The organism is Nocardioides plantarum, from assembly GCF_006346395.1.
GTDB lineage: Bacteria > Actinomycetota > Actinomycetes > Propionibacteriales > Nocardioidaceae > Nocardioides > Nocardioides plantarum.
In genome coordinates this window covers 1895085-1917476 of the sequence record NZ_VDMS01000001.1, presented here as the reverse complement: position 1 = coordinate 1917476, position 22392 = coordinate 1895085, and the positions used below count along the sequence as shown (strand labels likewise).

Annotated in this window: 21 protein-coding genes; 13 read left to right on the top strand and 8 right to left on the bottom strand. The window is 73.6% G+C overall.

Features of this window, described 5'->3' with window-relative positions; genetic code table 11:
- The first annotated feature begins 226 nt into the window (after positions 1 to 226).
- Entirely contained in the window at positions 227 to 1579 is a 1353-nt protein-coding gene (locus tag FJQ56_RS22895; RefSeq protein ID WP_140009071.1) for a lytic transglycosylase domain-containing protein, read from the top strand.
- Between the two features lie 42 nt (positions 1580 to 1621).
- Positions 1622 to 2113: a thiol peroxidase gene (gene tpx, locus FJQ56_RS08995; RefSeq protein WP_140009069.1), complete on the top strand. Its 492-nt coding sequence runs from the start codon at positions 1622 to 1624 to the stop codon at positions 2111 to 2113.
- On the opposite strand, the gene FJQ56_RS08990 is transcribed toward tpx, so the two are convergent.
- Entirely contained in the window at positions 2097 to 3671 is a 1575-nt protein-coding gene (locus FJQ56_RS08990; RefSeq protein WP_140009067.1) for an adenylate/guanylate cyclase domain-containing protein, read from the bottom strand. The genes tpx and FJQ56_RS08990 overlap by 17 nt on opposite strands.
- A 155-nt stretch (positions 3672 to 3826) precedes the next feature.
- Here FJQ56_RS08990 and FJQ56_RS08985 point away from each other — a divergent pair, with 155 nt between their 5' ends.
- From FJQ56_RS08985 to FJQ56_RS08975, 3 genes are all read left to right on the top strand, one after another.
- Entirely contained in the window at positions 3827 to 4594 is a 768-nt protein-coding gene (locus FJQ56_RS08985; RefSeq protein WP_246084051.1) for a lytic murein transglycosylase, read from the top strand.
- Between the two features lie 52 nt (positions 4595 to 4646).
- Positions 4647 to 5168 carry a nuclear transport factor 2 family protein gene (locus tag FJQ56_RS08980; RefSeq protein WP_211350805.1) on the top strand — a complete coding sequence of 174 codons (522 nt, stop codon included), beginning with the start codon at positions 4647 to 4649 and terminating at the stop codon, positions 5166 to 5168.
- A 65-nt stretch (positions 5169 to 5233) separates the two neighbouring features.
- Positions 5234 to 5728, top strand: coding sequence for a PGPGW domain-containing protein (locus FJQ56_RS08975; protein WP_140009065.1), 495 nt, complete (start codon positions 5234 to 5236; stop codon positions 5726 to 5728).
- On the opposite strand, the gene FJQ56_RS08970 is transcribed toward FJQ56_RS08975, so the two are convergent.
- From FJQ56_RS08970 to FJQ56_RS08955, 4 genes are all read right to left on the bottom strand, one after another.
- Positions 5703 to 6257, bottom strand: a complete 555-nt coding sequence (locus FJQ56_RS08970; protein WP_140009063.1) for an RNA 2'-phosphotransferase — start codon at positions 6255 to 6257, stop codon at positions 5703 to 5705. The genes FJQ56_RS08975 and FJQ56_RS08970 overlap by 26 nt on opposite strands.
- A 61-nt stretch (positions 6258 to 6318) precedes the next feature.
- On the bottom strand, positions 6319 to 7431 hold the full coding sequence (locus FJQ56_RS08965; protein ID WP_140009061.1) for a DNA glycosylase AlkZ-like family protein: 1113 nt from the start codon (positions 7429 to 7431) through the stop codon (positions 6319 to 6321).
- Positions 7432 to 7438: 7 nt separating this feature from the next.
- Positions 7439 to 8449 carry a YihY/virulence factor BrkB family protein gene (locus tag FJQ56_RS08960; protein WP_211350804.1) on the bottom strand — a complete coding sequence of 337 codons (1011 nt, stop codon included), beginning with the start codon at positions 8447 to 8449 and terminating at the stop codon, positions 7439 to 7441.
- Positions 8436 to 9254 carry a TetR/AcrR family transcriptional regulator C-terminal domain-containing protein gene (locus FJQ56_RS08955; RefSeq protein ID WP_211350803.1) on the bottom strand — a complete coding sequence of 273 codons (819 nt, stop codon included), beginning with the start codon at positions 9252 to 9254 and terminating at the stop codon, positions 8436 to 8438. The genes FJQ56_RS08960 and FJQ56_RS08955 overlap by 14 nt, the downstream gene beginning before the upstream one ends.
- Positions 9255 to 9464: 210 nt before the next feature.
- Here FJQ56_RS08955 and FJQ56_RS08950 point away from each other — a divergent pair, with 210 nt between their 5' ends.
- The 6 genes from FJQ56_RS08950 (at position 9465) to FJQ56_RS08930 (ending at position 18983) form a co-directional block, all read left to right on the top strand.
- A complete protein-coding gene (locus FJQ56_RS08950) occupies positions 9465 to 9638 on the top strand; it encodes a CsbD family protein (protein ID WP_140009060.1) in 174 nt (57 codons plus the stop codon).
- A 2-nt stretch (positions 9639 to 9640) separates the two neighbouring features.
- Complete coding sequence (locus FJQ56_RS22125) at positions 9641 to 9778, top strand: hypothetical protein (RefSeq protein ID WP_170215324.1); 138 nt, start codon at positions 9641 to 9643, stop codon at positions 9776 to 9778.
- Between the two features lie 105 nt (positions 9779 to 9883).
- Positions 9884 to 13231, top strand: coding sequence for an exodeoxyribonuclease V subunit gamma (recC, locus tag FJQ56_RS08945; protein WP_140009058.1), 3348 nt, complete (start codon positions 9884 to 9886; stop codon positions 13229 to 13231).
- Positions 13231 to 16557 (top strand): UvrD-helicase domain-containing protein, encoded by a 3327-nt coding sequence (locus FJQ56_RS08940; RefSeq protein WP_140009056.1) that lies wholly within the window; start codon positions 13231 to 13233, stop codon positions 16555 to 16557. Before recC ends, FJQ56_RS08940 begins: the two co-directional genes overlap by 1 nt.
- Positions 16554 to 18362 carry an exodeoxyribonuclease V subunit alpha gene (gene recD, locus FJQ56_RS08935; RefSeq protein ID WP_140009054.1) on the top strand — a complete coding sequence of 603 codons (1809 nt, stop codon included), beginning with the start codon at positions 16554 to 16556 and terminating at the stop codon, positions 18360 to 18362. The genes FJQ56_RS08940 and recD overlap by 4 nt, the downstream gene beginning before the upstream one ends.
- A gap of 9 nt (positions 18363 to 18371) precedes the next feature.
- Positions 18372 to 18983 carry an ACT domain-containing protein gene (locus FJQ56_RS08930; RefSeq protein WP_140009052.1) on the top strand — a complete coding sequence of 204 codons (612 nt, stop codon included), beginning with the start codon at positions 18372 to 18374 and terminating at the stop codon, positions 18981 to 18983.
- A gap of 95 nt (positions 18984 to 19078) precedes the next feature.
- Here the strand turns inward: FJQ56_RS08930 and FJQ56_RS08925 are convergent, their stop codons facing one another.
- Complete coding sequence (locus tag FJQ56_RS08925) at positions 19079 to 19522, bottom strand: nitroreductase family deazaflavin-dependent oxidoreductase (RefSeq protein ID WP_140009050.1); 444 nt, start codon at positions 19520 to 19522, stop codon at positions 19079 to 19081.
- A 56-nt stretch (positions 19523 to 19578) separates the two neighbouring features.
- Between FJQ56_RS08925 and FJQ56_RS08920 the strand changes: the two genes are divergently transcribed.
- A complete protein-coding gene (locus tag FJQ56_RS08920) occupies positions 19579 to 20496 on the top strand; it encodes a 1,4-dihydroxy-2-naphthoyl-CoA synthase (protein WP_140009048.1) in 918 nt (305 codons plus the stop codon).
- 70 nt (positions 20497 to 20566) lie between these two features.
- Here FJQ56_RS08920 and FJQ56_RS08915 read toward each other — a convergent pair whose 3' ends face one another.
- Together FJQ56_RS08915 and FJQ56_RS08910 are read right to left on the bottom strand one after the other, a co-directional pair.
- Positions 20567 to 20926 carry a hypothetical protein gene (locus tag FJQ56_RS08915; protein WP_140009046.1) on the bottom strand — a complete coding sequence of 120 codons (360 nt, stop codon included), beginning with the start codon at positions 20924 to 20926 and terminating at the stop codon, positions 20567 to 20569.
- Positions 20923 to 21333 carry a nuclear transport factor 2 family protein gene (locus tag FJQ56_RS08910; RefSeq protein WP_140009044.1) on the bottom strand — a complete coding sequence of 137 codons (411 nt, stop codon included), beginning with the start codon at positions 21331 to 21333 and terminating at the stop codon, positions 20923 to 20925. Before FJQ56_RS08910 ends, FJQ56_RS08915 begins: the two co-directional genes overlap by 4 nt.
- Positions 21334 to 21521: 188 nt before the next feature.
- On the opposite strand from FJQ56_RS08910, the gene FJQ56_RS08905 reads away from it, so the two are divergent.
- Complete coding sequence (locus FJQ56_RS08905; RefSeq protein ID WP_140009043.1) at positions 21522 to 22391, top strand: branched-chain amino acid ABC transporter permease; 870 nt, start codon at positions 21522 to 21524, stop codon at positions 22389 to 22391.
- Position 22392: the final 1 nt, after the last annotated feature.

The following is a 22392-nucleotide window of genomic DNA, read 5'->3' as shown; positions in this document are numbered from 1 at the left end:
GCGGCGCTGGGGGGCGCAGTTCGACGGGAAATCCCCACTTCGGGTGGTGCGCGGGGTCGGCCGGCATCCGCACGATTGACCGAACGGCTGCTGAACAGTTCGGCATTCCTGACCATTCGGTCAGGGCGGTGCCCGGGCCGGTGGTCTAATGAAGGCCCGACCGGCAGTGGCTGATCCCCGACCACGGACCGCCGACGGGACACACCACCCAGGGAGCACCTCCGACATGGCACGCACTACGACTCGCTCGAGGCGAGTCGCGACGGCCGTCCCCCTGGCGCTGGTCTCGGTCGCGTGGACCACCCATGTCACCGGGACGACGACCATCACCGCGGCGGCGCCGACCACGGCTGCTCCCCAGGCGCGTCCGGGCGTGCCGTTCGGGCCCGTTGCTCCCACCACGCCGTCCACGTCCACCGGTGCACCCACGACCACCGGGAGCCTCGACGCCCCCGCCAGCCTGTCGACACCGACCCGGATCGCGGCCAGCGACGGCCGGTTCTCGACCGTGGCCGCCCGACCCACCTCGAGCGACATCCCGGCGACGGCCCTGGCCGCCTACCAGCGTGCCGAGACCGTCATCAACGCCGCCGACCCCGCCTGCGGGCTGAGCTGGCAGCTGCTCGCCGCCATCGGCCGCATCGAGAGCGACCACGGCCGGTTCGGCGGCGCCACCCTGCGCACCGACGGCGTCTCGACCCCCTCGATCCTCGGCCCGGTCCTCGACGGCCGCCACGGCACCGCGACCATCCGTGACACCGACGCCGGCCAGTACGACGGCGACACCCGCTACGACCGGGCGGTCGGGCCGTTGCAGTTCATCCCGTCGACCTGGTCGGTCGTGGGCGTCGACGCCGACAACGACGGTGCCCGCGACCCGCTCGACATCGACGACGCCGCACTCGCCGCGGCCGTCTACCTCTGCTCGGGCACCGACGACCTCACCAAGGCGCCCGGCCAGCGGCTCGCGGTCTTCCGCTACAACCACAGCAGCGCCTACGTCGACCAGGTCCTGTCGCTCATGGGCGGCTATCTGCAGGGCGGCACCCCCGCGGCCCCGGCCACCGCCCCGCCGGTGCTCGCCGCCCGCCCCCGCGACGTCGGGCCGCTGGTGCCCGTCGCCGGGGCCGGGACCGGCCTGCGGGCCGTCGGTCAGCCCGCCGTCCTCGACGCCGTCGTGAGTGCCGAGCCCGTCGCCGACGCCGTCACCGGGAGCCCCGCCGCGGCCGGTGCCCCGGCCCCGGTCACGCCGAGCGAGCCCGTCGACCCCGCCGAGCCGACCAGCCCGACCAGCCCCGCCGAGCCGACGGACCCGGCCGAGCCGACCCACCCGGCCGACCCGGTCGACCCCGCCGCCCCGGCCGCCCCGACGACGCCGGCCGCGCCCTCGACCCCGGCCTCGACGACGCCGGCGGCGCCCACCACGCCGGTCGTCGTCGAGCCCGAGCTCGCCTCCCTGACGCCCGACGAGGCCACCGACTACTGCGGTGACGACCTGGCCCTGGTCGACGACCCCGCCCGCACCGACGACGACTTCGACACCTGCCTGGCCGACTACTCGCTGCCGGTCGAGGGCTGAGCCGCCCGCAGCCGGTGATCGTCCGGCTGCTAGAAAGTGGTCATGGCTACCACTGCCCTGGGCGGCACCCCTGTTCAGACCGTCGGCGAGCTCCCGGCGGTCGGCTCGACCGCCCCGGCGTTCACGCTGACCGGTTCCGACTTCAGCGAGGTCACCCTCGCCTCTGGCACGCGCACCGTGCTCAACATCTTCCCGAGCGTCGACACCGGGGTCTGCTCGGCGAGCGTGCGCAAGTTCAACGAGCTGGCCGCCGACCTCGACGACACCCGCGTCGTCAACGTCTCGGTCGACCTGCCCTTCGCGCAGGCCCGCTTCTGCGGTGCCGAGGGCATCGACAACGCCGTCGCGGCCTCGGCGTACAAGTCGTCGTTCGGCAGCGACTACGGCGTGACCCTCGTCGACGGCAAGTTCGAGGCCCTGCTGGCCCGCGCCGTGGTGGTCGTCGACCGCGACGGCACCGTGCTCCACAGCCAGCTGGTCCCCGAGATCGGCACCGAGCCCGACTACGACGCCGCGGTCAGCGCGCTGGGCTGACCGGGCCCGTCTGCGTGCCGGTCGGTACGGCGACCTCGGTCGCGACCGACCGGCCGCGCAGCACCACGCTCTCGTACGCCGACCAGCGCGACGACTCCTCGGCGCCGGCGGCATCGACCGTGGCCCGGGCGACGAGCACGTGGCCCGGGACGTCCTTGGCCAGGTCGGTGAGCCGGGAGGCGGAGTTCACGGCGTCGCCGATCACGGTGTACTCGAACCGCTGCTGGTGACCGACGTTGCCGGCCACGACCTCACCGGTCGCGACCCCGACGCCGGCGCCGACCTCGGGCACCTCGGTGACCAGGCGGGCCGCCATCGCCCGGGCGGACGCCAGGGCCCGGGCCGCGTGGTCCGGGAGCTCGACGGGAGCCCCGAAGATCGCCAGCACGGCGTCGCCCACGAACTTGTTGACCAGGCCGTGGTGCCGGTCGACCTCGTCGACCACGACCGCGAAGAACCGGTTGAGCACCTCGACGACCTCGGCCGGTGAGTGCTCGGTGGCGTAGCGCGTCGAGCCGATCAGGTCGACGAACAGCACCGTCGCCACTCGGGTCTCACCGCCGAGCTCGACCGCCCCCGCGGCCGCCGCGGCGGCGACCTCCTGGCCGACGTGGCGCCCGAACAGGTCGCGCAGGTGCTCGCGCTCGCGCAGCCCCGTCACCATCTGGTTGAAGCCCGACTGCAGCAGGCCGAGCTCGGTGCCGTCGTAGACCGGCACCTCGCGCGCGAGGTCGCCCTGCTCGACGTCGAGGAGGGCGTCGCGGACCGAGAGCACCGGCGCCACGACCGACCGGGCGTTGAGCACCGTGACGAAGAGGCCGAAGACGAGCACGACCGCGCCGACCACCAGCACGGTCACCGCGAGCCGGGTCAGCGACGTCTCGTCGGGGCTCACCAGCGCGAGCAGGGCGGTGAGCACCACCCCCAGCATCGGTACGGCGGTCCCCAGGCACCAGAAGATGACCATTCGCTCGCCGACGCCGACCCCGCGCGGGCGAGCGGTGAGCGGCGCGGTCGCCAGCGCCCGCGCCGACACCGGCCGGACCGCCCACTGCGAGAGCAGGAACGCGACCGCGCACACCACCACCGAGGCGATCGCGACGGTGGCGAACGTGGTCAGGGCGCGGGACGGCTGCAGGAGCAGCGCGAGACCGGTGAAGAGCGCGGTCGCACCGCCCCACAGCGCGCCCTGCAGCTGCGTCAGGCGCAGGGGTGCCCGCAGCGCCCGCTCGCGGTCGGCGGCGTCCGGGGCGGTGTCGGTGAGGGCCCAGCGCATCGCCCGCAGCGTGGCCGTCGTACCGATGACGGCGCCGAGGACCACGGCGACGGCGACGTAGACGGGCACGGCGATCGCGAGCGAGAGGACCGTGCCGCGGGTCGGGGTCGGCGCCGGGACGAGCACGCTGGCGATGATCACCACGACCCCCGCACCGACCAGGTTCGTCGTGACCAGCAGCCCGGTGAGCAGCAGCTGCACGCGCACCCGCAGCGAGCGGGCCGACTGGTCGGCCGGGCCGAGCAGGCGCGACCCGAACGGGTTGCGCCGGGCGTCGTCCATCCGGCCACGGTAGAGGTGGTCCGCGGCGCTCGGGGTGGTCGTCCCACATCCGCCGCCGGTTCGCACCCGGCTGCCGGACGTCGCATAATGGGGGCCGCTGTGAGCCGCCCGAGACCGGGACGGCCGTGGTCGGACCGACCGGGAGGGGTGGGCAGGTGACCCGCCACCCCCTGCGTGCGGCCTACCTCGCCGTCGCCGCCTTCGTGGCGCTGTTCGCGATCGCCTGGGTCGTGCAGCAGACGCTCTACGTCCGACCGCCGGTCGAGGACCTGACCCCCACCGGCTCCCGGCCGCTCGAGTCGGCCCCCGTCGCGCGCCCCGCACCCACCGCCGACGCCGGCCAGGACCCGGCTGCCACGGGGGTGCCGCAGGTCGACCCGGCATGGCTGCGTCGTACGGCGGCCGCCGCCGGGCTGTCCGAGACCGCGCTCGGTGCCTACGCCCGCGCCGAGCTCGAGGCACCACCGTCGTGCGGCCTGGGGTGGACCACGCTCGCCGGGATCGGCTGGGTCGAGTCGCAGCACGGCACGCTCGGCGGCCGCACCCTCGGTGCCGACGGGCGCTCCTCGACCCCGATCCTGGGGCCGGCCCTCGACGGGCAGGGCGCCTTCGCGGCGATCCGGGCGACCCCGCGGACCACGACCTACCACGGTGATCCCGACTGGGACCACGCCGTCGGCCCGATGCAGTTCATCCCCAGCACCTGGGAGACCTGGGCCGCCGACGGCGACGGCGACGGGGTGCAGGACCCCAACGACCTCGACGACGCCGCGCTCGCGGCCGCCGACTACCTGTGTGCCGGCCACCGCGACCTGACGACCGGCGAGGGCTGGACCAGCGGCGTGCTCTCCTACAACAACGCCCGGGTCTACCTCGACGACGTCCACGCGGCCGCCACGTCGTACGCCGACCGCACCGGGTGAGCCCCGGTCCGCCCATCCCGCCCCTGCCATCCCCGAGGCCCGAGGAGACGACGTGCCCGATCCAGACCAGCCGCCCGTGACCGGGCGGTTCTCCGCGGCCGAGATCACCGAGGCCTACGCCGCCATGCACGCCCGGGTCCAGGACCACGCGACGAGCGGCGACTGGGACGACTTCGCGCTCAGCTTCACCGAGGACGCCGACTACGTCGAGCACGCCTTCGGTACCTTCCACGGTCGTGACGAGATCCGGGCCTGGTCGGTCGCGACGATGACGTCGTTCCCGGGCTCGGTGATGACCGGCTTCCCGCTGGCCTGGCAGACCGTCGACGAGTCGACCTCGCGACTGATCTGCGAGGTCCGCAACCTGATGCCCGACCCCGGCGACGGCTCGGTGCACGAGGAGTCCAACCTGACGATCATGACCTACGCCGGCGACGGGCTGTTCTCCCGCGAGGAGGACGTCTACAACCCGCTGCGGTTCATGCGGATGACCCTGCGTTGGGCCAAGGTCGCCGAGGTCCACGGCAACCTGGACGACGAGGGTCGGGCCTACGTCGCGCAGTACGCCGGCTGATTCCCCGGCCGATCTCGCGGGTCGAAGTCGCGGGCCGGGTTGACCCCCTCTGACAGGCTGACGCCATGAAGGTCGCGAAGCGGATCGGGCTCGAGGTCGTCGGCTGGCTGCTGCTGGTGGCCGGCGTCGCAGCGCTGGTCCTTCCCGGTCCCGGGCTGATCATGGTCTTCGCCGGCCTGGCCGTCCTCTCCCAGCAGTACGAGTGGGCCGAGCGTCGGCTCGACCCCATCAAGTACCGCGCGCTCAAGGGCGCCGCCGAGAGCGTCGAGACCCCGACACGCATCGCGCTGTCGGCCGCGGGGGTGCTGTTCCTCATCGGGTGCGGGGTCCTGTGGATCGTCGGCCCCGACCAGCCCGGGTGGTGGCCGCTGCCCGACTGGACCTGGCTCACCGGAGGCATCGGCACCGGCAGCACCCTGCTCTTCTCGGCCCTGATCGCGATCGCCCTGCTCGTCTACTCGTTCCGGCGCTTCTACGGCAAGCCCGACGCCGTCGCCGAGCTCGAGGGCGACATCGAGGAGGCCGACCGCGACTTCAAGGCGCTGTCGGCCGACGACTGACGTACTCGGCTGGGACCGCATCGGCGAGCCAGACGCCGTTGCCGGTGACCCAGAAGACATGACCTGCGTCGGCCATGGACGCCGCATCCACCGAGAGCACCACGTGCTCACCGCGCCGCGCACCGACCCGGTGGGCGGTGTCCTCGTCCGCTGAGAGGTGCACGTGGTGGCGCCTCGCCTTGTGGAGGCCCTCGGCGAGGATCGCCTCGACGTTGCGAGTCGGGGTGCCGTGGAACAGCAGCGGAGGCGGCGTGGCGGGTTCGAGATCGAGGTCGACCTCGACGCTGTGGCCCTGCCGGGCGCGGATCCGGTCGGCCTCGACGTCCCACTCGAACCGCTGCTTGTCGTTGGCGGTCACGACGCGGTCGAGGTCGTCGCGCGTGATCGCGGGACCGTGGGCGGCCAGGGCGTCGAGAAGCGTCGCGACGTCGACCCAGCCGTTGGCGTCGAGCGTGATGCCGATGCTCTGTGGCTGGTGCCGGAGGACCAGCGACAGGCGCTTGGAGCGGCTGACGTCCTTCGTGTTCATGGCCATCATCGTGAAGGACTCGCTCCCCGTTCACTAACCGGTTAGTGAACGCGGAGGGGGCTCAGATCACCACCGGCGCCAGGCCCAGCCACCCGGCCAGCGACTCGACCTCCCGGCGTACGTCGTCACGGCAGGCCGCCGACCACGGCTCGTCCTCGTGGACGGCGTCGACCCGCAGCTCGCCGGCGTCGCGGTCGGCGACGGCGTCGAGCTTGCCGACGATCCGGTCGCCCCACAGGACCGGAAGGGCCCAGTAGCCCCACCGGCGCTGGGCGGCGGGCTTGTACATCTCGAGGTAGTACTCGGCGTCGAAGATCTCGCCGAGGCGCTTGCGGTCGGCGACGAGGCGGTCCAGCGGTGACAGCAGGGCCGCCCGGCCGGTGGACCCGCGGAGTCCGTCGAGCCACCGCGGGTCGACCCGCCAGACGCCCTTGACGCCCTCGACGACGGCCGGCTCACCGGCCTCGCCCACGTCGTTCGGCTCGTTCGGCTGCTGGGCGGCCCTGGCCCGGGCAATGCCGAGCGAGCGCAGCCGCCGGCGGTCGCGCTCGGCTCGTGCCTCGGCGACCGGGGGCACCGGGTCGTCGGGATAGATCCGCTCGGCGAGGTCCCACAGCACCTCGCGGCCGCCGTTGCCGCCGCGCCCGGCACGGGCGACCTCGCCGCGTTCGACGAGGTTGGCGAGGAGCATCTTGACGTTCTTGTCGTTGTTCCAGCCGCTCGACGGCCACGGCACCTCGCAGGTGTCGGGGATCTGCGAGGCCGGCAGCGGCCCGTCGCCGCGCAGCAGCTCGAGCACGTCGCGCCGGCAGCCGTCGTTGGCCTCGACCCAGTCGCGCACGCTCTCCTGCCACGGCTTCAGCGGCTCCGGGCCGGGCCACTGCGCCATCTCGGCGCGGTAGAGCGCGAGGTCCTCGGCCGGGCGCGCGAGCTGGTGGTGGTCGATGAGGGCCTGGGTGTCGAGAAGGTCGCGCAGCTCGTCGGCGTCGTACGACGGGCCCAGGCGGCTCCACAGGACCAGGTCGGCGCTGGGCGCGACGTGGCGGGTCGGATCGAGCTGCACGAACGTCAGGTGCCGCACGGTCTCGAGCACGTCGGTGGGCCGGTCGGCGTCGAGCAGCTGGGCGCGCACGGCGATGCGGCGCGCGTCCTGGCGGGAGAGCTCGTGCACCATCGGTCGATTATGGGTGGTGCTCGCGCTCCTCGAGCGGGCTCGGCGCGAACTCGACCTCCACGGTCTGGAACCCCTTCTGCTGCTGGGCCTTGGCCAGGTCGGTGTAGGACCGCTTGTCGGCGTCGGTCAGCACCACGTTGTCGGTGAAGGGCGTGAGCAGGGTGCGGGGATGGAGGTGGTCGACCAGGACGACGTTGAGCTCGAGGCAGAGCACGAGGACCACGCAGGTCAGGTAGAGGAACGCCAGCAGGCCGAGCACGACGGCGAAGACGCCGTTGGTCGCGCTGGACGTGGCCGTCGTCCGACCGACGTAGGCGACGCCGACGTACTGCAGCGCGAGCCAGGCCAGCGCCGCCACGCCGGCGCCGGGCAGCACCTGGCGCCACGTCAGGTCGCGCGCGGTGGCGAACCGGAAGACGAACGCGAACGCCGCGCCGTGGATGGCCAGGGTGCCGACCAGCAGGGCGAGGCTCGACAGCGGGCCCAGGACCGTGGCCGCGCCGATGACGCCGGCGAGCGCGGTGGTGCCGATGACGTCGACCCCGATGACGCCCAGCAGCACGACGCTGCGGCCGCGGATGACGAACGGGTTGCCGCGCTCGTTGCGCGGCACGGTCCACGCCGTGTTGCACGCGTTCTGCACGGCCTGGCCGACCCCCATCGCGCCGTACAGGGCGCCGGCGAGGCCGATGACGAGCCCGGCCACGCCGCCGCCGATGCCGTCGGGGCGTTGCAGGTCGTCACCGATCACCGGCAGCTGGGTCAGTGCGGAGTCGAGGATCTGGCGTTGGAGGTCGCCGTCGCCGGACAGGAAGAACCCCAGCAGGGTCGAGGCCAGCAGGAGCAGGGGGAACAGCGAGACGAACGCGAAGTAGGTGATGAGGGCGGCGAGCTGGGGGCCGCCGTCGTCGACGTACTTGTAGACGACCGAGATCGGCAGACCGACGACCCGGTGACGCTGCTGGAAGGCGTCGATCCGGGCGACCAGGCCCGGGCGGCTGGTCTCAGAGCTCGACACGGATCGCCGCGATGCGGTTGAGGAGCTCCTCGAGCGCGACCTCGAACTCGGCGGCCGCGTGGTCCTGGCCGAGCCCGCGGCGCAGTCGGGCCACGGTGGGGAACTCCCGCAGCCGCGCGTTGTCCTCCTCGCCGTCGTCGAGCACGTCGAGGGGGCCGATGTCGGCGCCGAGGGTCGAGACCTCCAGGAGCAGGTGGCCGAGCAGGAAGCCGGTGAACGCGCGGTAGCCGGCGACGGCGGCCTCGTCGCTGAACCCCTCGGCGCACAGCCCGGCCAGGAAGGTCTCGACCCAGTCGAGGCTGCGCAGCGGCGGTCGCAGCCAGGGCGCCTCGGGAGGCCGGGACGCGACCAGCGGGAACGACTTGGGGTGGGCCAGCGCCACCCGGCGTACGCCGTGGGCCAGGCGCTGCAGGAAGTCCTGCCACCCGGCGGTCGGCGAGGCGAACACCTCCGGATCGGCGTGCATGTCGTAGAGCAGCACGTCCACCACGGCGTCGAGCAGCTCCTCCTTGCCGGGCACGTAGCGGTAGAGGGACATCGCCTCCACCCCGAGCCGGGTGCCGAGCCGCCGCATCGTGAGCGTCGGCAGCCCGGACTCCTCGATGTGGTCGAGCGCCGCGAGCACGATCCGTCGCCGGTCGAGCGGCACGCGGGCCGAGGGCGGGTCCTCGCCGAGCACGATCGCGGCGTCGGCGTCGGGGTGCCCGTCGGCGTCGGTCGAGGTGAGTGCTTCCTCGCCCGTCGTGGCGGCGTCGACGCCTTCGTCGGTGGGTGTGATGACGCGCTCCTCTCGTGGTGCTCCCACCGTACCGATCGACGACGGCCTGGTCGGGTGAGTGGGCCGCGCGCACCCGACCGCGCCACTCCGGCGGTGGCCTTTGCTTACGTTGTAAGGTGATGGTGGCTTACAACGTAATGGTCACCTATTGAGTTGACGGCCGAACCACCCGTGGGGCTGACATCCGTCGTCCCACTCCGACGCTCGGCCCCGGCCGAGCCGATGAAGGAGACGCACATGGGTCTGGCAGACAAGGCGAAGAACGCCGCGCAGGACGCCGCCGGCAAGGTCAAGGAGACCGTCGGCGACGTCACCGGCAACGACAAGCTCGAGGCCGAGGGCAAGGCCCAGCAGGCCGAGGCCTCGGTCAAGAAGACCGGCGAGGGCGTCAAGGACGCCTTCAAGGGCTAGGCATGGTCAAGCCGAAGCGCAACCTCTTCGCGCTGCTCGGCTGGGTGGTCTGGAAGCTGCTGTCCCTGTTCGGCGTCAAGGTCGCCAAGGACAAGCTCAGCCAGGACCGCCCCCGCGGCGGCCGGCGCCAGCGGGCCTGAGCGACGCAGGTGCTCACCGACCCGTCCGGTCGAGCGATCGGACGGGTCGGTGGGACCGCACCGTCCCGCCCGCCCTGTCGGCGGCGGCACCTACAGTCGTCGCCGATGACCCTGCACCTGCACCGCGCCCCGCGCACCGACCAGCTCGCCGACGCGCTCGGCGAGCTGCTGGCGGTGCCGCTGGCCGACCCCTTCGCCGAGGAGGTCGTGGTGGTGCCCGAGAAGGGCGTCGAGCGGTGGCTGGCGCAGCGGATGTCCCACCGCCTCGGGGTGGGCCCGCGCGGCGGTGACGGGGTCTGCGCCGGCGTCCGGTTCCTGCGGCCCGGGTCGCTGGTCTCCCTGCTGCTCGACCGCGAGCGCGACGACCCGTGGTCGCCCGACCGCCTCGTCTGGCCGTTGCTGGAGACCATCGACGCCTCGCTCGACGAGCCGTGGTGCGCGACGCTCGCGCGCCACCTCGGGCACGGGCTCACGGGTGACGACGCCGACCTGCGGCGCGACCGGCGCTACTCGGTGGCCCGCCGCCTGGCCGGCCTCTTCGCGTCGTACGCCGTGCAGCGGCCGAGCCTGGTCACCGACTGGCGCGAGGGTCGTCCGGGTGAGGTGGCCAGCGACGGGGCCGGCGGTGTCCTGCCCCACGACCTCGCGTGGCAGCCCGAGCTGTGGCGCCGGCTCGTGGCGCGGGTCGGCATCGAGGCGCCTGACCAACGGCACGCTCGCGCCGTCGCGGCGCTCGAGGCCGGGGGTGCGGGCCTCGACCTGCCCGCCCGGCTCTCGCTGTTCGGCCACACCCGGCTGCCCGTCACCGAGGTGGCGCTGCTCCGGGCGTTGGCCACCAGCCGCGACGTGCACCTCTGGCTGCCCCAGCCGTCGCCGGTCCTGTGGACCGCGCTGACCGGTCTGGGCGGCGTCATCCCCCGCGAGGAGGACCGGTCGGCCGACCTCGTCGGCCACCCGCTGCTCGCCTCGCTCGGGCGCGACACCCGCGAGCTGCGCCGCACCCTCGACCTCCCGGTCGCCGACGACGCGGTCGCCGAGGGGGAGGCGACGACGGGCACCCTGCTGAGCCTGCTCCAGCACGACCTGCGTGCCAACCACGCGCCCACGCCCGACGAGCGGGCCGTACGCCGCCACGACCCGGCCGACCGCAGCCTCCAGGTGCACGCCTGCCACGGCCCGGCCCGCCAGGTCGACGTGCTGCGCGAGGTGCTGGTCGGGCTGCTCGCCGACGACGAGACGCTCCAGCCGCGCGACATCCTGGTGATGTGTCCCGACATCGAGACGTTCGCCCCGCTGATCTCGGCGGGCTTCGGGCTCGAGGACGTCGTCTCCGGCGACGACGGACACCCGGCCCACCGGCTGCGCGTACGGCTCGCCGACCGGGCCCTGACCAGCACCAACTCGCTCCTCGCGGTCGCCGCCGACCTGGTCGCGCTGGCCGGGGGGCGGGTGACGGCCTCCGACGTCCTCGACCTGGCCAGCACCCCCACCGTGCGGCTGCGGTTCGGCTTCTCCGACGACGACCTCGACCGGATCACCCGGTGGGTGGGCCAGGCCGGCATCCGCTGGGGCATCGACGCCGCGCAGCGCGGCCGGTTCTCGATGGACCGCTTCGAGCACAACACCTGGCGCAGCGGACTCGACCGCATCCTGCTCGGCGTCGTGATGAGCGGTGACGACCACCGCCACCTCGGTCGGGGCCTCCCCGTCGACGACGTCGGCAGCTCCGAGGTCGACCTGGCCGGCCGGCTGGCCGAGCTCGTCGACCGGCTCGCCCGCTGCCTCGACGGGCTGGCGGCCGCGGTCGACGTGGCCCAGTGGATGGCGGTGCTCACCGAGGGCACCCGGGGCCTGACCGACGTCCCGACCGACGACGCCTGGCAGGTGCCCCAGCTCGAGCGCGAGCTCGCCCGCGCCGCCGGCGACGGCCACGGCACCCCCGGCGTACCCCTGCGGCTGGCCGACGTGCGCGCCCTGCTCGACGCGCGGCTGGGTGGTCGGCCGACACGGGCCAACTTCCGCACCGGCACGCTCACCGTCTGCACGATGACGCCGATGCGCTCCGTGCCCCACCGGGTCGTGTGCCTCGTGGGCCTCGACGACGGCGTCTTCCCCCGGCTGACGACTCCCGACGGCGACGACGTGCTGGCCCGCCGGCCGCTGACGGGCGAGCGCGACGTGCGCAGCGAGGACCGCCAGCTGCTGCTCGACGCGGTCCTCGCCGCCACCGACAAGGTCGTGATCACCTACACCGGCGCCAACGAGCACTCGGGGGCGAGCCGTCCGCCGGCCACCCCGCTCGGCGAGATCCTCGACGCCGCCGACCGCACCACCGCCGCGCCGGTGCGCGACGACGTGCTCACCCACCACCCGCTGCAGCCCTACGACGCCCGCAACCTGCTGCCCGGCGAGCTCATCAGCGGCGAGGCCGGGCGCCCGTTCAGCTTCGACCGGGCCGCGCTCGCGGGCGCCCGGGCCGCGGTGGCCGAGCGGGTCCCGCCTCCGCCGCTGCTGACCGGGCTGCTCGAGCCGGCGCCGGTCGGCGACGTCTCGCTCGCCGACCTCAAGGCGTTCTTCGCCCACCCGGTGCGGTCCTTCCTGCGCCAGCGGCTCGACGTCTCCACACCGCTGGCCCCCGACGAGGTCGGCGACGCCATCCCGATCGAGCTCGACGCCCTCGAACGCTGGGGGATCGGCGACCGGCTGCTGGGCGAGCTGCTCGCCGGCCACGACGCCGAGGCCGTGATGCTCGCCGAGCAGCTGCGCGGATCGCTGCCGCCGTTCCACCTCGGCGTCGGGTCGCTGCAGGAGGCCGTCGGTGAGTGCCAGCGACTGCTCACCCGCACCGCCGACCTGCGCACCGGCACCCCGCGCACCCTCGACGTCGACGTCGACCTCGGCGGCGGGCGCCGGCTCTCCGGCACCGTCTCCGGCGTCTACGGCTCGCGGCTGTTCTCGCTCGGCTACTCCCGGCTCAAGCCCCGGCAGCGGCTCCACTCGTGGATCGACCTGCTCGCGCTCAGCGCCGCGCGCCCCGACGAGTCGTTCACCGCCCACGCCGTGGGCCGTGAGAAGGCCGGCCCGCGCCGGGCCCTCGCGGGCCCGCTCGACCACCGCGCCACCGGGTGGCTCCGCGACCTGGTCGAGCTGCGCGACCTGGGCCTGCGCGCGCCGCTGCCGCTGCCCGTCGCGACCGCCGCCGCCTGGGCCGAGGGACACGTCCGCGAGCAGGTCGGCGAGGACGTGTCGGCCGACGCGCTGGCCCGCCGCGCCTGGGAGACCGACCCCTACAACACCTTCGGCATCGAGGGCGAGGACGCCGACGCCTACCACCGCCGTGCCTTCGGCGACGACGCGCCGCTGTCGGTGCTTCTCGACGCCGGTCTGGCCGAGCACGCCTGGCGGGTCTGGGCGCCGCTGCTCACCGGTGCCGAGAAGGTCGGGCCCCTCTAGTGGATCCCTTCGACGTCACCGCCCCGCTCCCCGGCCCCGGCACCACCCTGCTCGAGGCCAGCGCCGGCACCGGCAAGACCTGGACCATCGGCGCGCTGGTCACCCGCTACGTCGCCGAAGGCGTCGCACGGCTCGACGAGATGCTCGTGGTGACCTTCGGACGCGCCGCGAGCCAGGAGCTGCGCGAGCGGGTCCGTGCCCAGCTCGTCGAGGCCGAGCGGCTGCTGGCCGGCGACCCCGACACCCGTCCCGACGGCTCCGACCTCCTGGCCTGGCTCGACCGCGGCAACCACGCCGATCGCGCGAAGCGGCACCGCCTCGTGGTCGAGGCCCTCGCCGGGTTCGACGCCGCCACGATCGCCACCACCCACCAGTTCTGCTCGCTGGTGCTCGGCTCCCTCGGCGTCGCCGGCGACACCGACTCGCGGGCCACGCTCGTCGAGGACCTCGACGACCTGGTCCGCGAGGTCGTCGACGACCTCTACCTGCGCGCCTTCGCGCTCGCCGACGGACCGCCGGCGTTCACCCACGCCGAGGCGATGGCCATCGCCCGGGCGGCGGTCGGCGACCCGCAGGCCCGCCTCGAGCCCGCGGGCGAGGACCGCTCGACCCCCGCCGGGCGCAAGGTCTCCTTCGCCCTCAAGGTCCGCGACGAGATCGAGGCCCGCAAGCGCCGGCTCGGTGTCCTGTCCTACGACGACCTGCTCAGCCAGCTCGCCGACGCCCTCGAGGCCGACGACTCACCGGCCCGCACGCGCATGCGCGAGCGGTGGTCGATCGTGCTCGTCGACGAGTTCCAGGACACCGACCCGGTGCAGTGGAAGGTCCTCCACCGCGCGTTCGGCAGCCTCCCCGACGATCCCGACCGGGGGGCCCGGATGGTCCTGATCGGCGACCCCAAGCAGGCGATCTACGCCTTCCGCGGGGGCGACGTCACGACCTACCTCGACGCCGCGGCCACCGCGACCACCCAGCAGACCCTGGCGGTCAACTGGCGCAGCGACGCCGGCCTGCTCGCCGCCTTCCAGGAGCTCCTGGTCGGGGCCCGGCTCGGCCACGCGCGCATCGAGGTCCGCCCCGTGAGCGCCCACCACCAGGAGGGCCGGCTGCGCGGGGCCCCGGTCGCGGCGCCGCTGCGGATGCGCGTCGTGCGCCGCGAGACCTTCGGCAAGGGCCCGCGCGCCTCCCTCCCCGTGGCCGACGTGCGCCCCCACGTCGCGCGCGACCTCGCCCTCGACGTACGCCGGCTGCTCGGCTCGAAGCCGACGTTCGACGGCCGGCCGCTCGAGCCCCGCGACGTCGCGGTCATCTGCTACCGCCACGCCGACCTCGCGGCGTCGCAGCGCGCGCTGCACGCGGTCGGGGTGCCGGCGGTGATCGCCGGCGGCGGCAGCGTCTTCGCCACGCCCGCCGCGGTCGAGTGGCTCACCCTGCTCGAGGCCCTCGAGCAGCCGCACCGCAGCTCCCGGGTGCGGGCCGCGGCGCTGACCTGCTTCGTCGGCCACACCGCGCGCGACCTCGCCGGGGGCGGCGACGGGCTGACCGACGAGGTCGCCGAGACGCTGCGGCACTGGGTCGAGGTCGTCGAGCGGCGCGGGGTCGCCGCCGTGCTCGAGGCCGCCTCGGCCGGCGGCCTGCCCGCTCGGGTGCTGGGCGAGGTCGGCGGCGAGCGCCGGCTGACCGACCTGCGCCACATCGGCGAGGCGCTCCACGAGGTCGCCCAGGGCGACCGGCTCGGGCTGGTCTCGTTGCTCGCCTGGCTGCGCGGCCAGGTCGCCGAGGGACGGGCCGGGCGCGGTACCGAGCGCACCCGCCGCCTCGACTCCGACGCGGCCGCCGTCCAGCTGGTGACGATCCACGCCAGCAAGGGGCTGGAATACCCCGTCGTCTACCTCCCCGCCCTCGCCGACCGCCACGTCCCCAAGCCGAGCCGCCCGCTGTTCCACGACGCCGACGGCGAGCGCTGCCTCGACGTGGGTGGCGGGGGAGCCGACTGGGGCGACCACGTCCGTCGGTGGGCCGACGAGGAGGCCGGCGAGTGGTTGCGGCTGCTCTACGTCGCGATCACCCGTGCCCAGTCGCAGGTCGTCTGCTGGTGGGCGCCCACCAAGAACGCCGTCGCCTCGCCACTCCACCGGCTGCTGATGCGTGCCGCCGGCGACGCCGAGGTGCCCGACGCCCCGCCGGTGCCGCCCGACGACGAGGTCGTCGCCCTGTTCGGCCGGTGGCGCGACCGCGGCGGGCCCTCGCCCGAGCCGGCCACCTGGGTCGACCCGGGAGCCGACCCGCCGAGCGAGCCGACGCCTGGGCTCGACGTACGCCGCTTCGGCCGCGAGGTCGACACCACCTGGCGGCGCACCTCCTACTCCGCGCTGAGCAACGTCGAGGTCGCCGTGGCCCCGGGCGTCGGCAGCGAGCCCGAGGTCACGGCCAAGGACGACGAGGGCGTCGAGGCGCTGCCCGAGGCCGACGGTGCGGGGGTCGGCGACGACGTGCCGTCCCCCATGGCCGAGCTGCCCGCGAGCGCCACGTTCGGGTCACTGGTCCACGCCGTGCTCGAGCACGCCGACCCCGATGCGGCCGACTGGCGGGCCGAGCTGCTCGGCCACGTCACCGAGCAACTGGTCCGGTGGCCGGTCGACCTCGACCCCGAGCGGCTGGTCGACGCGCTCGTCGCCGCCTGCGACACCCCGCTCGGGCCGGCCGTCGAGGGTCGCTCGCTGCGCCAGGTGTCGCTGCGCGACCGGCTCCGCGAGCTCGACTTCGAGCTCCCGCTCGCCGGCGGCGACCTCGCGGCCGACGACAGCGGCACCACCCTCGGCGACCTCGCCCCGCTGCTGCGCGCCCACCTGCCCGAGGCCGACCCCGTCCGTGGCTACGCCGACGCGCTCGAGGTCCCGGCGCTGGGCGGGCAGAGCCTGCGCGGCTACCTCACCGGCTCGGTCGACGTGGTGCTCCGGGTCGGCACCGCCGCCGACCCGACCTACCTGATCGTCGACTACAAGACCAACTGGCTCGGCCCCCGCGACGAGCCGCTCACCGCCCACGCCTACCGCCCCGAGGCGCTCGACGCGGCGATGGGCCACTCCGACTACCCCCTGCAGGCGTTGCTCTACGCCGTGGTCCTCCACCGGTTCCTCCGCTGGCGCCAGCCCGGCTACGACCCCGAGCGCCACCTGGGCGGGGTGCTCTACCTCTACCTGCGTGGCCTGTGCGGCCCCGAGACCCCGGTGGTCGACGGGCAGCCGTGCGGGGTGTTCGTGTGGCGTCCGCCCGTGGCGTTGCTCGAGGCCGTGTCCGACCTGCTCGACGGGAGCGTGCGATGACGACCAGCCTCCCCGAGCCCTGGCCCGACCACGACCGCCGGCTCGCCGCCGGGGCGACCGGCCTGCTCGCGGCCTTCAACGCCGCCGGCGTGCTCGAGGCCGGTGACGTCCACGTGGCGGCCCGCGTCGGCGACCTCGGCGGCGAGCCCGACGAGCGGGTGCTGCTCGCCGTGGCGCTGGCCGTGCGCGGGGTGCGCCACGGCTCGGTCTGCGTCGACCTCACCACGGTGGCCGACCTCGCCGGCGACCTGCCCTGGCCCGAGCCCGCGGGATGGGTCGCGGCGGTGGCCGCCTCGCCCCTGGTCGCCGCGGGTGTGGTGCACCTGGAGGCCACGCTCGTCTACCTCGACCGCTACCACCGCCTCGAGCTGCAGGTCTGCGACGACCTGCTCACCCGGCTCGACGCGACCGCGCCCGCGGTCGACGAGGCCGCGCTCGAGGCCGCGCTGGCGCGGGTCCGCGGCGAGCACTTCAGTCCCGAGCAGGAGCGGGCGGCCGTCCAGGCCGTGCGGCAGACGACGACCGTCCTCACCGGTGGCCCCGGCACCGGCAAGACCACCACCGTCGCGCGGATGCTCGTGCTCCTCGCCGACCAGGCCCGGGTGCGCGGTGAGCGGCTGTCGATCGCGCTCGCCGCGCCCACCGGCAAGGCCGCGACCCGACTGCAGGAGGCCGTCCTCGGCGAGCTGACCCGCCTCGACCCCGCCGACCGCGACCTCGTCGGCCGTCCCGAGGCGCTCACGCTCCACCGCCTGCTGGGGTGGCGACCCGACAACACCACCCGGTTCCGCCACGACCGCCACAACCGGCTCAAGTACGACCTCGTCGTCGTCGACGAGTGCTCCATGGTCGAGCTGACCATGATGGGCCGGCTGCTCGAGGCGGTGCGTCCCCAGTCGCGGCTGGTACTGGTGGGTGACCGCTACCAGCTCACGCCCGTCGGCGCCGGGGCCGTGCTGTCAGACGTCGTCACCGGCTACGAGGACGCCGTCGACTCGCCGGTGGCCTCCCTGACCGAGAACCACCGCTCGACCCCCGACATCAAGGCCCTCGCCGCCGCGCTGCGCGAGGGCGACCCCGACGAGGTCGTGGCCGTGCTGCGCCGAGGCGGCCCCGAGGTCGAGTTCGTCGAGACCGACGACCCGGGCCCCGCGCTCCACGACGACGCCCTCGCCTCGGCGCTGGCGACCCGCCACGCGGCCGAGGCCGGCGACGCCCGAGCCGCCCTGGCCGCCCTCGACCGGCACCGGCTGCTGTGCGCCCATCGCGAGGGCCCCTACGGCGTACGCCACTGGAACCGGCAGGTCGAGCGCTGGCTCGCCGAGGCGACCGGCGTCCCGATCTACGGCGAGTGGTACGTCGGACGCCCGATCCTGGTGACCAGCAACGACTACGCCCTCGAGGTCTACAACGGCGAGACCGGCGCCGCCGTGCTCGGGCCCGACGGTCGGCTGCGTGCCTGGGTGTCCGGCTCCGAGCGGCTGCGCGACTACGCCCCCGGGCGCCTCGACGCCGTCGAGACGATGCACGCCATGACCATCCACAAGAGCCAGGGCAGCCAGGCCGAGCGCGTCACGGTGCTGCTGCCCGACGCGTCGTCGCGGCTGCTGACGCGTGAGCTGTTCTACACCGCGGTCACCCGCGCCCAGGAGCACGTGCGGGTGGTCGGCTCCGAGGCCGCGGTGCGCGCCGCCGTACGCCAGCAGGCCCAGCGTGCGTCGGGCCTGTCGGCTCGGCTCTCGCGGGCCCAGACGACCGACCGCCACGCGGACCAGCGCAACAGCGGCGAAACCGACGGCGGTTAGGGTCAGGAGATGCCGTTCCTGCTGCGTGTCGAGCTGCCCGACGTCCCGGGGTCCCTGGGACGGCTGGCGACGGCGATCGGTGAGGCGGGCGGCGACATCGAGGCCATCGAGATCGTCGAGAAGCGTCTCGACGGCACCGCCCTCGACGACGTCCTGCTCGACACCGAGCCCGGCATCATGCCCGACTCGATCGTCTCGGCCTGCAACGGCCTCGACGGCGTCCGGGTGGTGTGGATCAGCCGCTACGCCTCGGGCGGGCTGGTCCTCGACCTCGAGGCCGTCGAGGAGCTGACCTCCGAGCCCGACAACGCCCTCGACAAGCTGGTCGAGCTGCTGCCGCGCACCTTCCGCGTCGACTGGGCCGCGCGCCTGCACCGCGGCAAGGGCACGGTGCACCGCACCGGCGCCGCCCCCGACGACCTGCAGTTCGTCGAGATCGAGCGGCCCATGCGCCTCGAGGTCGACGACGGCACCGCCGGCGAGACCCTCCACGCCGGGGCCCGGGTCGACGGCAACGAGATCGTCATCGTCGCCCGCCGCGGCGGCCCCGAGTTCCTCGACTCCGAGGTCGCCCGCCTGGGCCACCTCGCCGGCCTCGCCGCCTCGATCTCCCGCGGCTGAGGCCTGACCCGGGGTTGTTACCGACCGTTCGGACTGCTGGCATGCGCTTCAACGCGCAGGCCAGAAGTCCGAACGGTCAGTAACAACCGGGCCGGTCAGAGCCGCTCGAGCAGGAAGACCGGGATCTCGCGGTCGGTCTTCTCCTGGTACTCCGCGTAGGGGGAGTACTGCGCCACGCACCGCTCCCACCACTCGGCCCGCTCCTCGCCCTCGGCGACCCGGGCGCGGTAGGTGTGGGGCTCGGGGCCGTCCTGCAGCTCGACCTCGGGGTGGGCGATGAAGTTGTGGTACCAGGTGGGGTGCTCCGGGTCGCCGCCCTTGCTGGCGACGGCGGCGTAGACGCCGTCCTTCTCGACCCGCATCACGGGGTTCTTGCGGAGCTTGCCGGACTTCACGCCCTTCGACGTGATGACCACGATGGGCCACTCGGGGTGGTCCGGGAGGGTGTTGGCCTCGCGGCCCCCGGTGGCCTCGTAGGTCTCCACCTGGTTGCGGACCCACTCGCTGGGGCTGGGCTCGTACTCGCCTTCAAGAGTCATGCCGCCCACAACACCAGGTCGGCGGGCCGGATTCCACCCCCGCTACGGTGCAGAGCATGAGCGCCATCGAGGGTGTGTCCCAGACGTTCGACCCGGGGGCGTGGGACGTCGTCCCCGGTTTCGAGGACCTCACCGACCTGACCTACCACCGTGCCAAGGCGCACGGCACGGTCCGGATCGCCTTCGACCGCCCCGACGTCCTCAACGCGTTCCGGCCGCACACCGTCGACGAGCTGCTGCGCGTCCTCGAGCACGCGCGGATCTCGTCCGACGTCGGCTGCGTCCTCCTCACCGGCAACGGCCCGAGCGACAAGAACGGCAAGTGGGCGTTCTGCACCGGCGGCGACCAGCGAATCCGCGGCCGCACGGGCTACCAGTACGCCGAGGGCGAGACCGCCGACACCGTCGACAAGGCCAAGCTCGGCCGGCTGCACATCCTGGAGTGCCAGCGGCTGATCCGCTTCATGCCCAAGGTCGTCGTCTGCGTCGTGCCCGGCTGGACCGCCGGCGGCGGCCACTCGCTGCACGTCGTGTGCGACCTGACGATCGCCAGCGCCGAGGAGGCACGGTTCAAGCAGACCGACGCCGACGTGGGGTCCTTCGACGGCGGGTTCGGGTCGGCGTACCTCGCGCGCCAGGTCGGCCAGAAGTTCGCCCGCGAGATCTTCTTCCTCGGCCAGGAGTACTCCGCGGAGGACGGCGTCCGGATGGGCGCGGTCAACAAGGCCGTCCCGCACGCCGAGCTCGAGGCGACCGCGCTGGAGTGGGGCCGGCTCATCAACGGCAAGTCCCCGACCGCGCAGCGGATGCTGAAGTACTCCTTCAACCTGATCGACGACGGCCTGGTCGGCCAGCAGCTGTTCGCCGGCGAGACCACCCGCCTGGCCTACATGACCGACGAGGCCGCCGAGGGGCGCGACCAGTTCCTGGAGAAGCGCGACCCGGACTGGTCCGAGTACCCCTGGTACTACTGAGTCAGCCTGTCGTCCCAGGTCCGAGCACTGTGACGGACTCTCGCCCGTTCGCCGGGCAAGGGCGGCGCGATCAGTCGAAGGCGATCTCGGGGGTGCGGCAGATGAGCAGTCGCCGGACCTTGTCGTCCAGGACCTGAGCGGTGGCGTTGAAGCTGGCCTCGAAGGCGCCGTCGCGGGTGGTCTTGCCCAGGACCAGCTCGGTCCCGTCCACCTCGGAGCCGACCAGGAGATGGTGGACCAGGGTGCTCTTCTCCCGCTGCGCGAGGTAGCCCACCAGGCCGCCGCGATCGCCCACGAACTCGGCAGACCGTCCGGCGCCTGTCGAGAACTGCACGGACATGACGAAGTCGTCGGTGATCATGTCGAGGACCTCGTCGGGGGTGTCGGAGTCCATGGCTGCGAACCAGCGCCCCAGCATCGGTGTCGTCATGCGTCGACCTCCCGGTCGGTGGAGCTGTCGGTGAGGCTGTCGGCGCCCTCCAGGAGGAAGAGCTCGGTGTCGAACGAGACGTGGTAGGCGGCGATGAGGCCGTCGGGGTCGACCCGCACTCCCGCCAGGAAGTGGCCGGTCGTGCGGGTCCCGTCGTCGACCACCGCGCCGTAGACCGTCTCGAGGTCGCCATCGGCTGACGCGCGGAGGGCGTCGTGACGGCGTACGACGTCGCCACGGCCGGTGAGGTAGCCGATCAGCTCCTCGCGGGTCGATCCGCGGCGGACACCGGCCGGGAGATGGATGGCGAAGGCGACTCTGGGGTGGAGCATCGAGGACGCCTCGTCGAGATCGCCGCGGTCGATGGCGGCGTAGTAGCGGGTCAGGTGAAGCTGGTCATGAATCACGAACTGAATCTAGTTCAGGTTCACTGGGCTGTCCACGGTGGGCCCGTCGCGGATCGGCGGAACTCCTAGCCAACCGAATCGGGACTTGTGGTTGCGATCACACGACGTAGTCCCTAAACTGAACTCACGTCAATTTCGCCCGAAGGGTCGGGCGTTCCCGGTGCGGCGTAGAACGCAGGAGGAACCCCGTGGACCAGCTCCTCATCACGATCGTCAGCGGCCTGGCCAACGGAGCCGTCTACGGCCTGGTGGGTCTCGGCCTCGTCATCGTGTTCAGGTCGACCGACGTCATGAACTTCGCCATGGCGTCGATGGCGACCATGGCGGCCTACGTCGCCCTCTCGCTCAACGGTGCCGGTCTCGTCCTGGTGCTGGCCCTGGTGGCCGGTGTCGGGTTCGCCGCCGTCAGTGGTCTGGTGGTGAGGGAGGTGCTCATCCGCCCCCTCGGCGAGGGCCGCCTGTTCGCCGCCCTCGTGGTGACCATGGGGTTCTCGCTCATCGTCGAGCACTTCGTCAGCACCCGCTGGAGCGAGCAGCCGCGGTCCTTCCCGCGGGTAGTGGACGGGACCCTGCAGATCGGCAGCTCGCGGCTCGCGACCCAGGACCTCGTGGTCATCGTGGTCGCCGGGGTCGCGATGGCGGCCGTGGCGTTCCTCTTCACCCGCACGCCCCTGGGCTCGGCGATGCGGGCGGTCGCGGAGTCCGCGGACACGGCCAAGGTGCTCGGGGTCGATGCCCACAAGGTGGCCCGCATCGCCTGGATGCTGGGGCTCGCGCTCGCTACGCTCGGCATCCTGCTCTACGCCCCCAAGACCGGCCTGACCCCGGTCGTGATGGCCCCGGTGCTCTTCCGGGCCTTCGCAGGCATCTTCTTGGGAGGACTGACCAGCATGACCGGGGCGGTCGTCGGCGGACTCATCATCGGCGTCCTGGACAACCTCGCCGCGTCGTACGTCTCAGCGAGCTTCCGCGACACGTTCGTCTTCTCCATCGCCGTCCTGGTCCTGCTGGTTCGTCCGCAGGGCATCTTCGGACGCCAGATCTTCGAGAGGGTGTGAT

Coding starts and splice junctions, on each gene's coding strand:
- FJQ56_RS22895 (WP_140009071.1), top strand. CDS start 227: ATGGCACGCACTACGACTCGCTCGAGGCGAGTCGCGACGGCCGTCCCC.
- tpx (WP_140009069.1), top strand. CDS start 1,622: ATGGCTACCACTGCCCTGGGCGGCACCCCTGTTCAGACCGTCGGCGAG.
- FJQ56_RS08990 (WP_140009067.1), bottom strand. CDS start 3,671: ATGGACGACGCCCGGCGCAACCCGTTCGGGTCGCGCCTGCTCGGCCCG.
- FJQ56_RS08975 (WP_140009065.1), top strand. CDS start 5,234: ATGAAGGTCGCGAAGCGGATCGGGCTCGAGGTCGTCGGCTGGCTGCTG.
- FJQ56_RS08970 (WP_140009063.1), bottom strand. CDS start 6,257: ATGAACACGAAGGACGTCAGCCGCTCCAAGCGCCTGTCGCTGGTCCTC.
- FJQ56_RS08965 (WP_140009061.1), bottom strand. CDS start 7,431: ATGGTGCACGAGCTCTCCCGCCAGGACGCGCGCCGCATCGCCGTGCGC.
- FJQ56_RS08950 (WP_140009060.1), top strand. CDS start 9,465: ATGGGTCTGGCAGACAAGGCGAAGAACGCCGCGCAGGACGCCGCCGGC.
- FJQ56_RS22125 (WP_170215324.1), top strand. CDS start 9,641: ATGGTCAAGCCGAAGCGCAACCTCTTCGCGCTGCTCGGCTGGGTGGTC.
- recC (WP_140009058.1), top strand. CDS start 9,884: ATGACCCTGCACCTGCACCGCGCCCCGCGCACCGACCAGCTCGCCGAC.
- recD (WP_140009054.1), top strand. CDS start 16,554: ATGACGACCAGCCTCCCCGAGCCCTGGCCCGACCACGACCGCCGGCTC.
- FJQ56_RS08930 (WP_140009052.1), top strand. CDS start 18,372: ATGCCGTTCCTGCTGCGTGTCGAGCTGCCCGACGTCCCGGGGTCCCTG.
- FJQ56_RS08925 (WP_140009050.1), bottom strand. CDS start 19,522: ATGACTCTTGAAGGCGAGTACGAGCCCAGCCCCAGCGAGTGGGTCCGC.
- FJQ56_RS08920 (WP_140009048.1), top strand. CDS start 19,579: ATGAGCGCCATCGAGGGTGTGTCCCAGACGTTCGACCCGGGGGCGTGG.
- FJQ56_RS08915 (WP_140009046.1), bottom strand. CDS start 20,926: ATGACGACACCGATGCTGGGGCGCTGGTTCGCAGCCATGGACTCCGAC.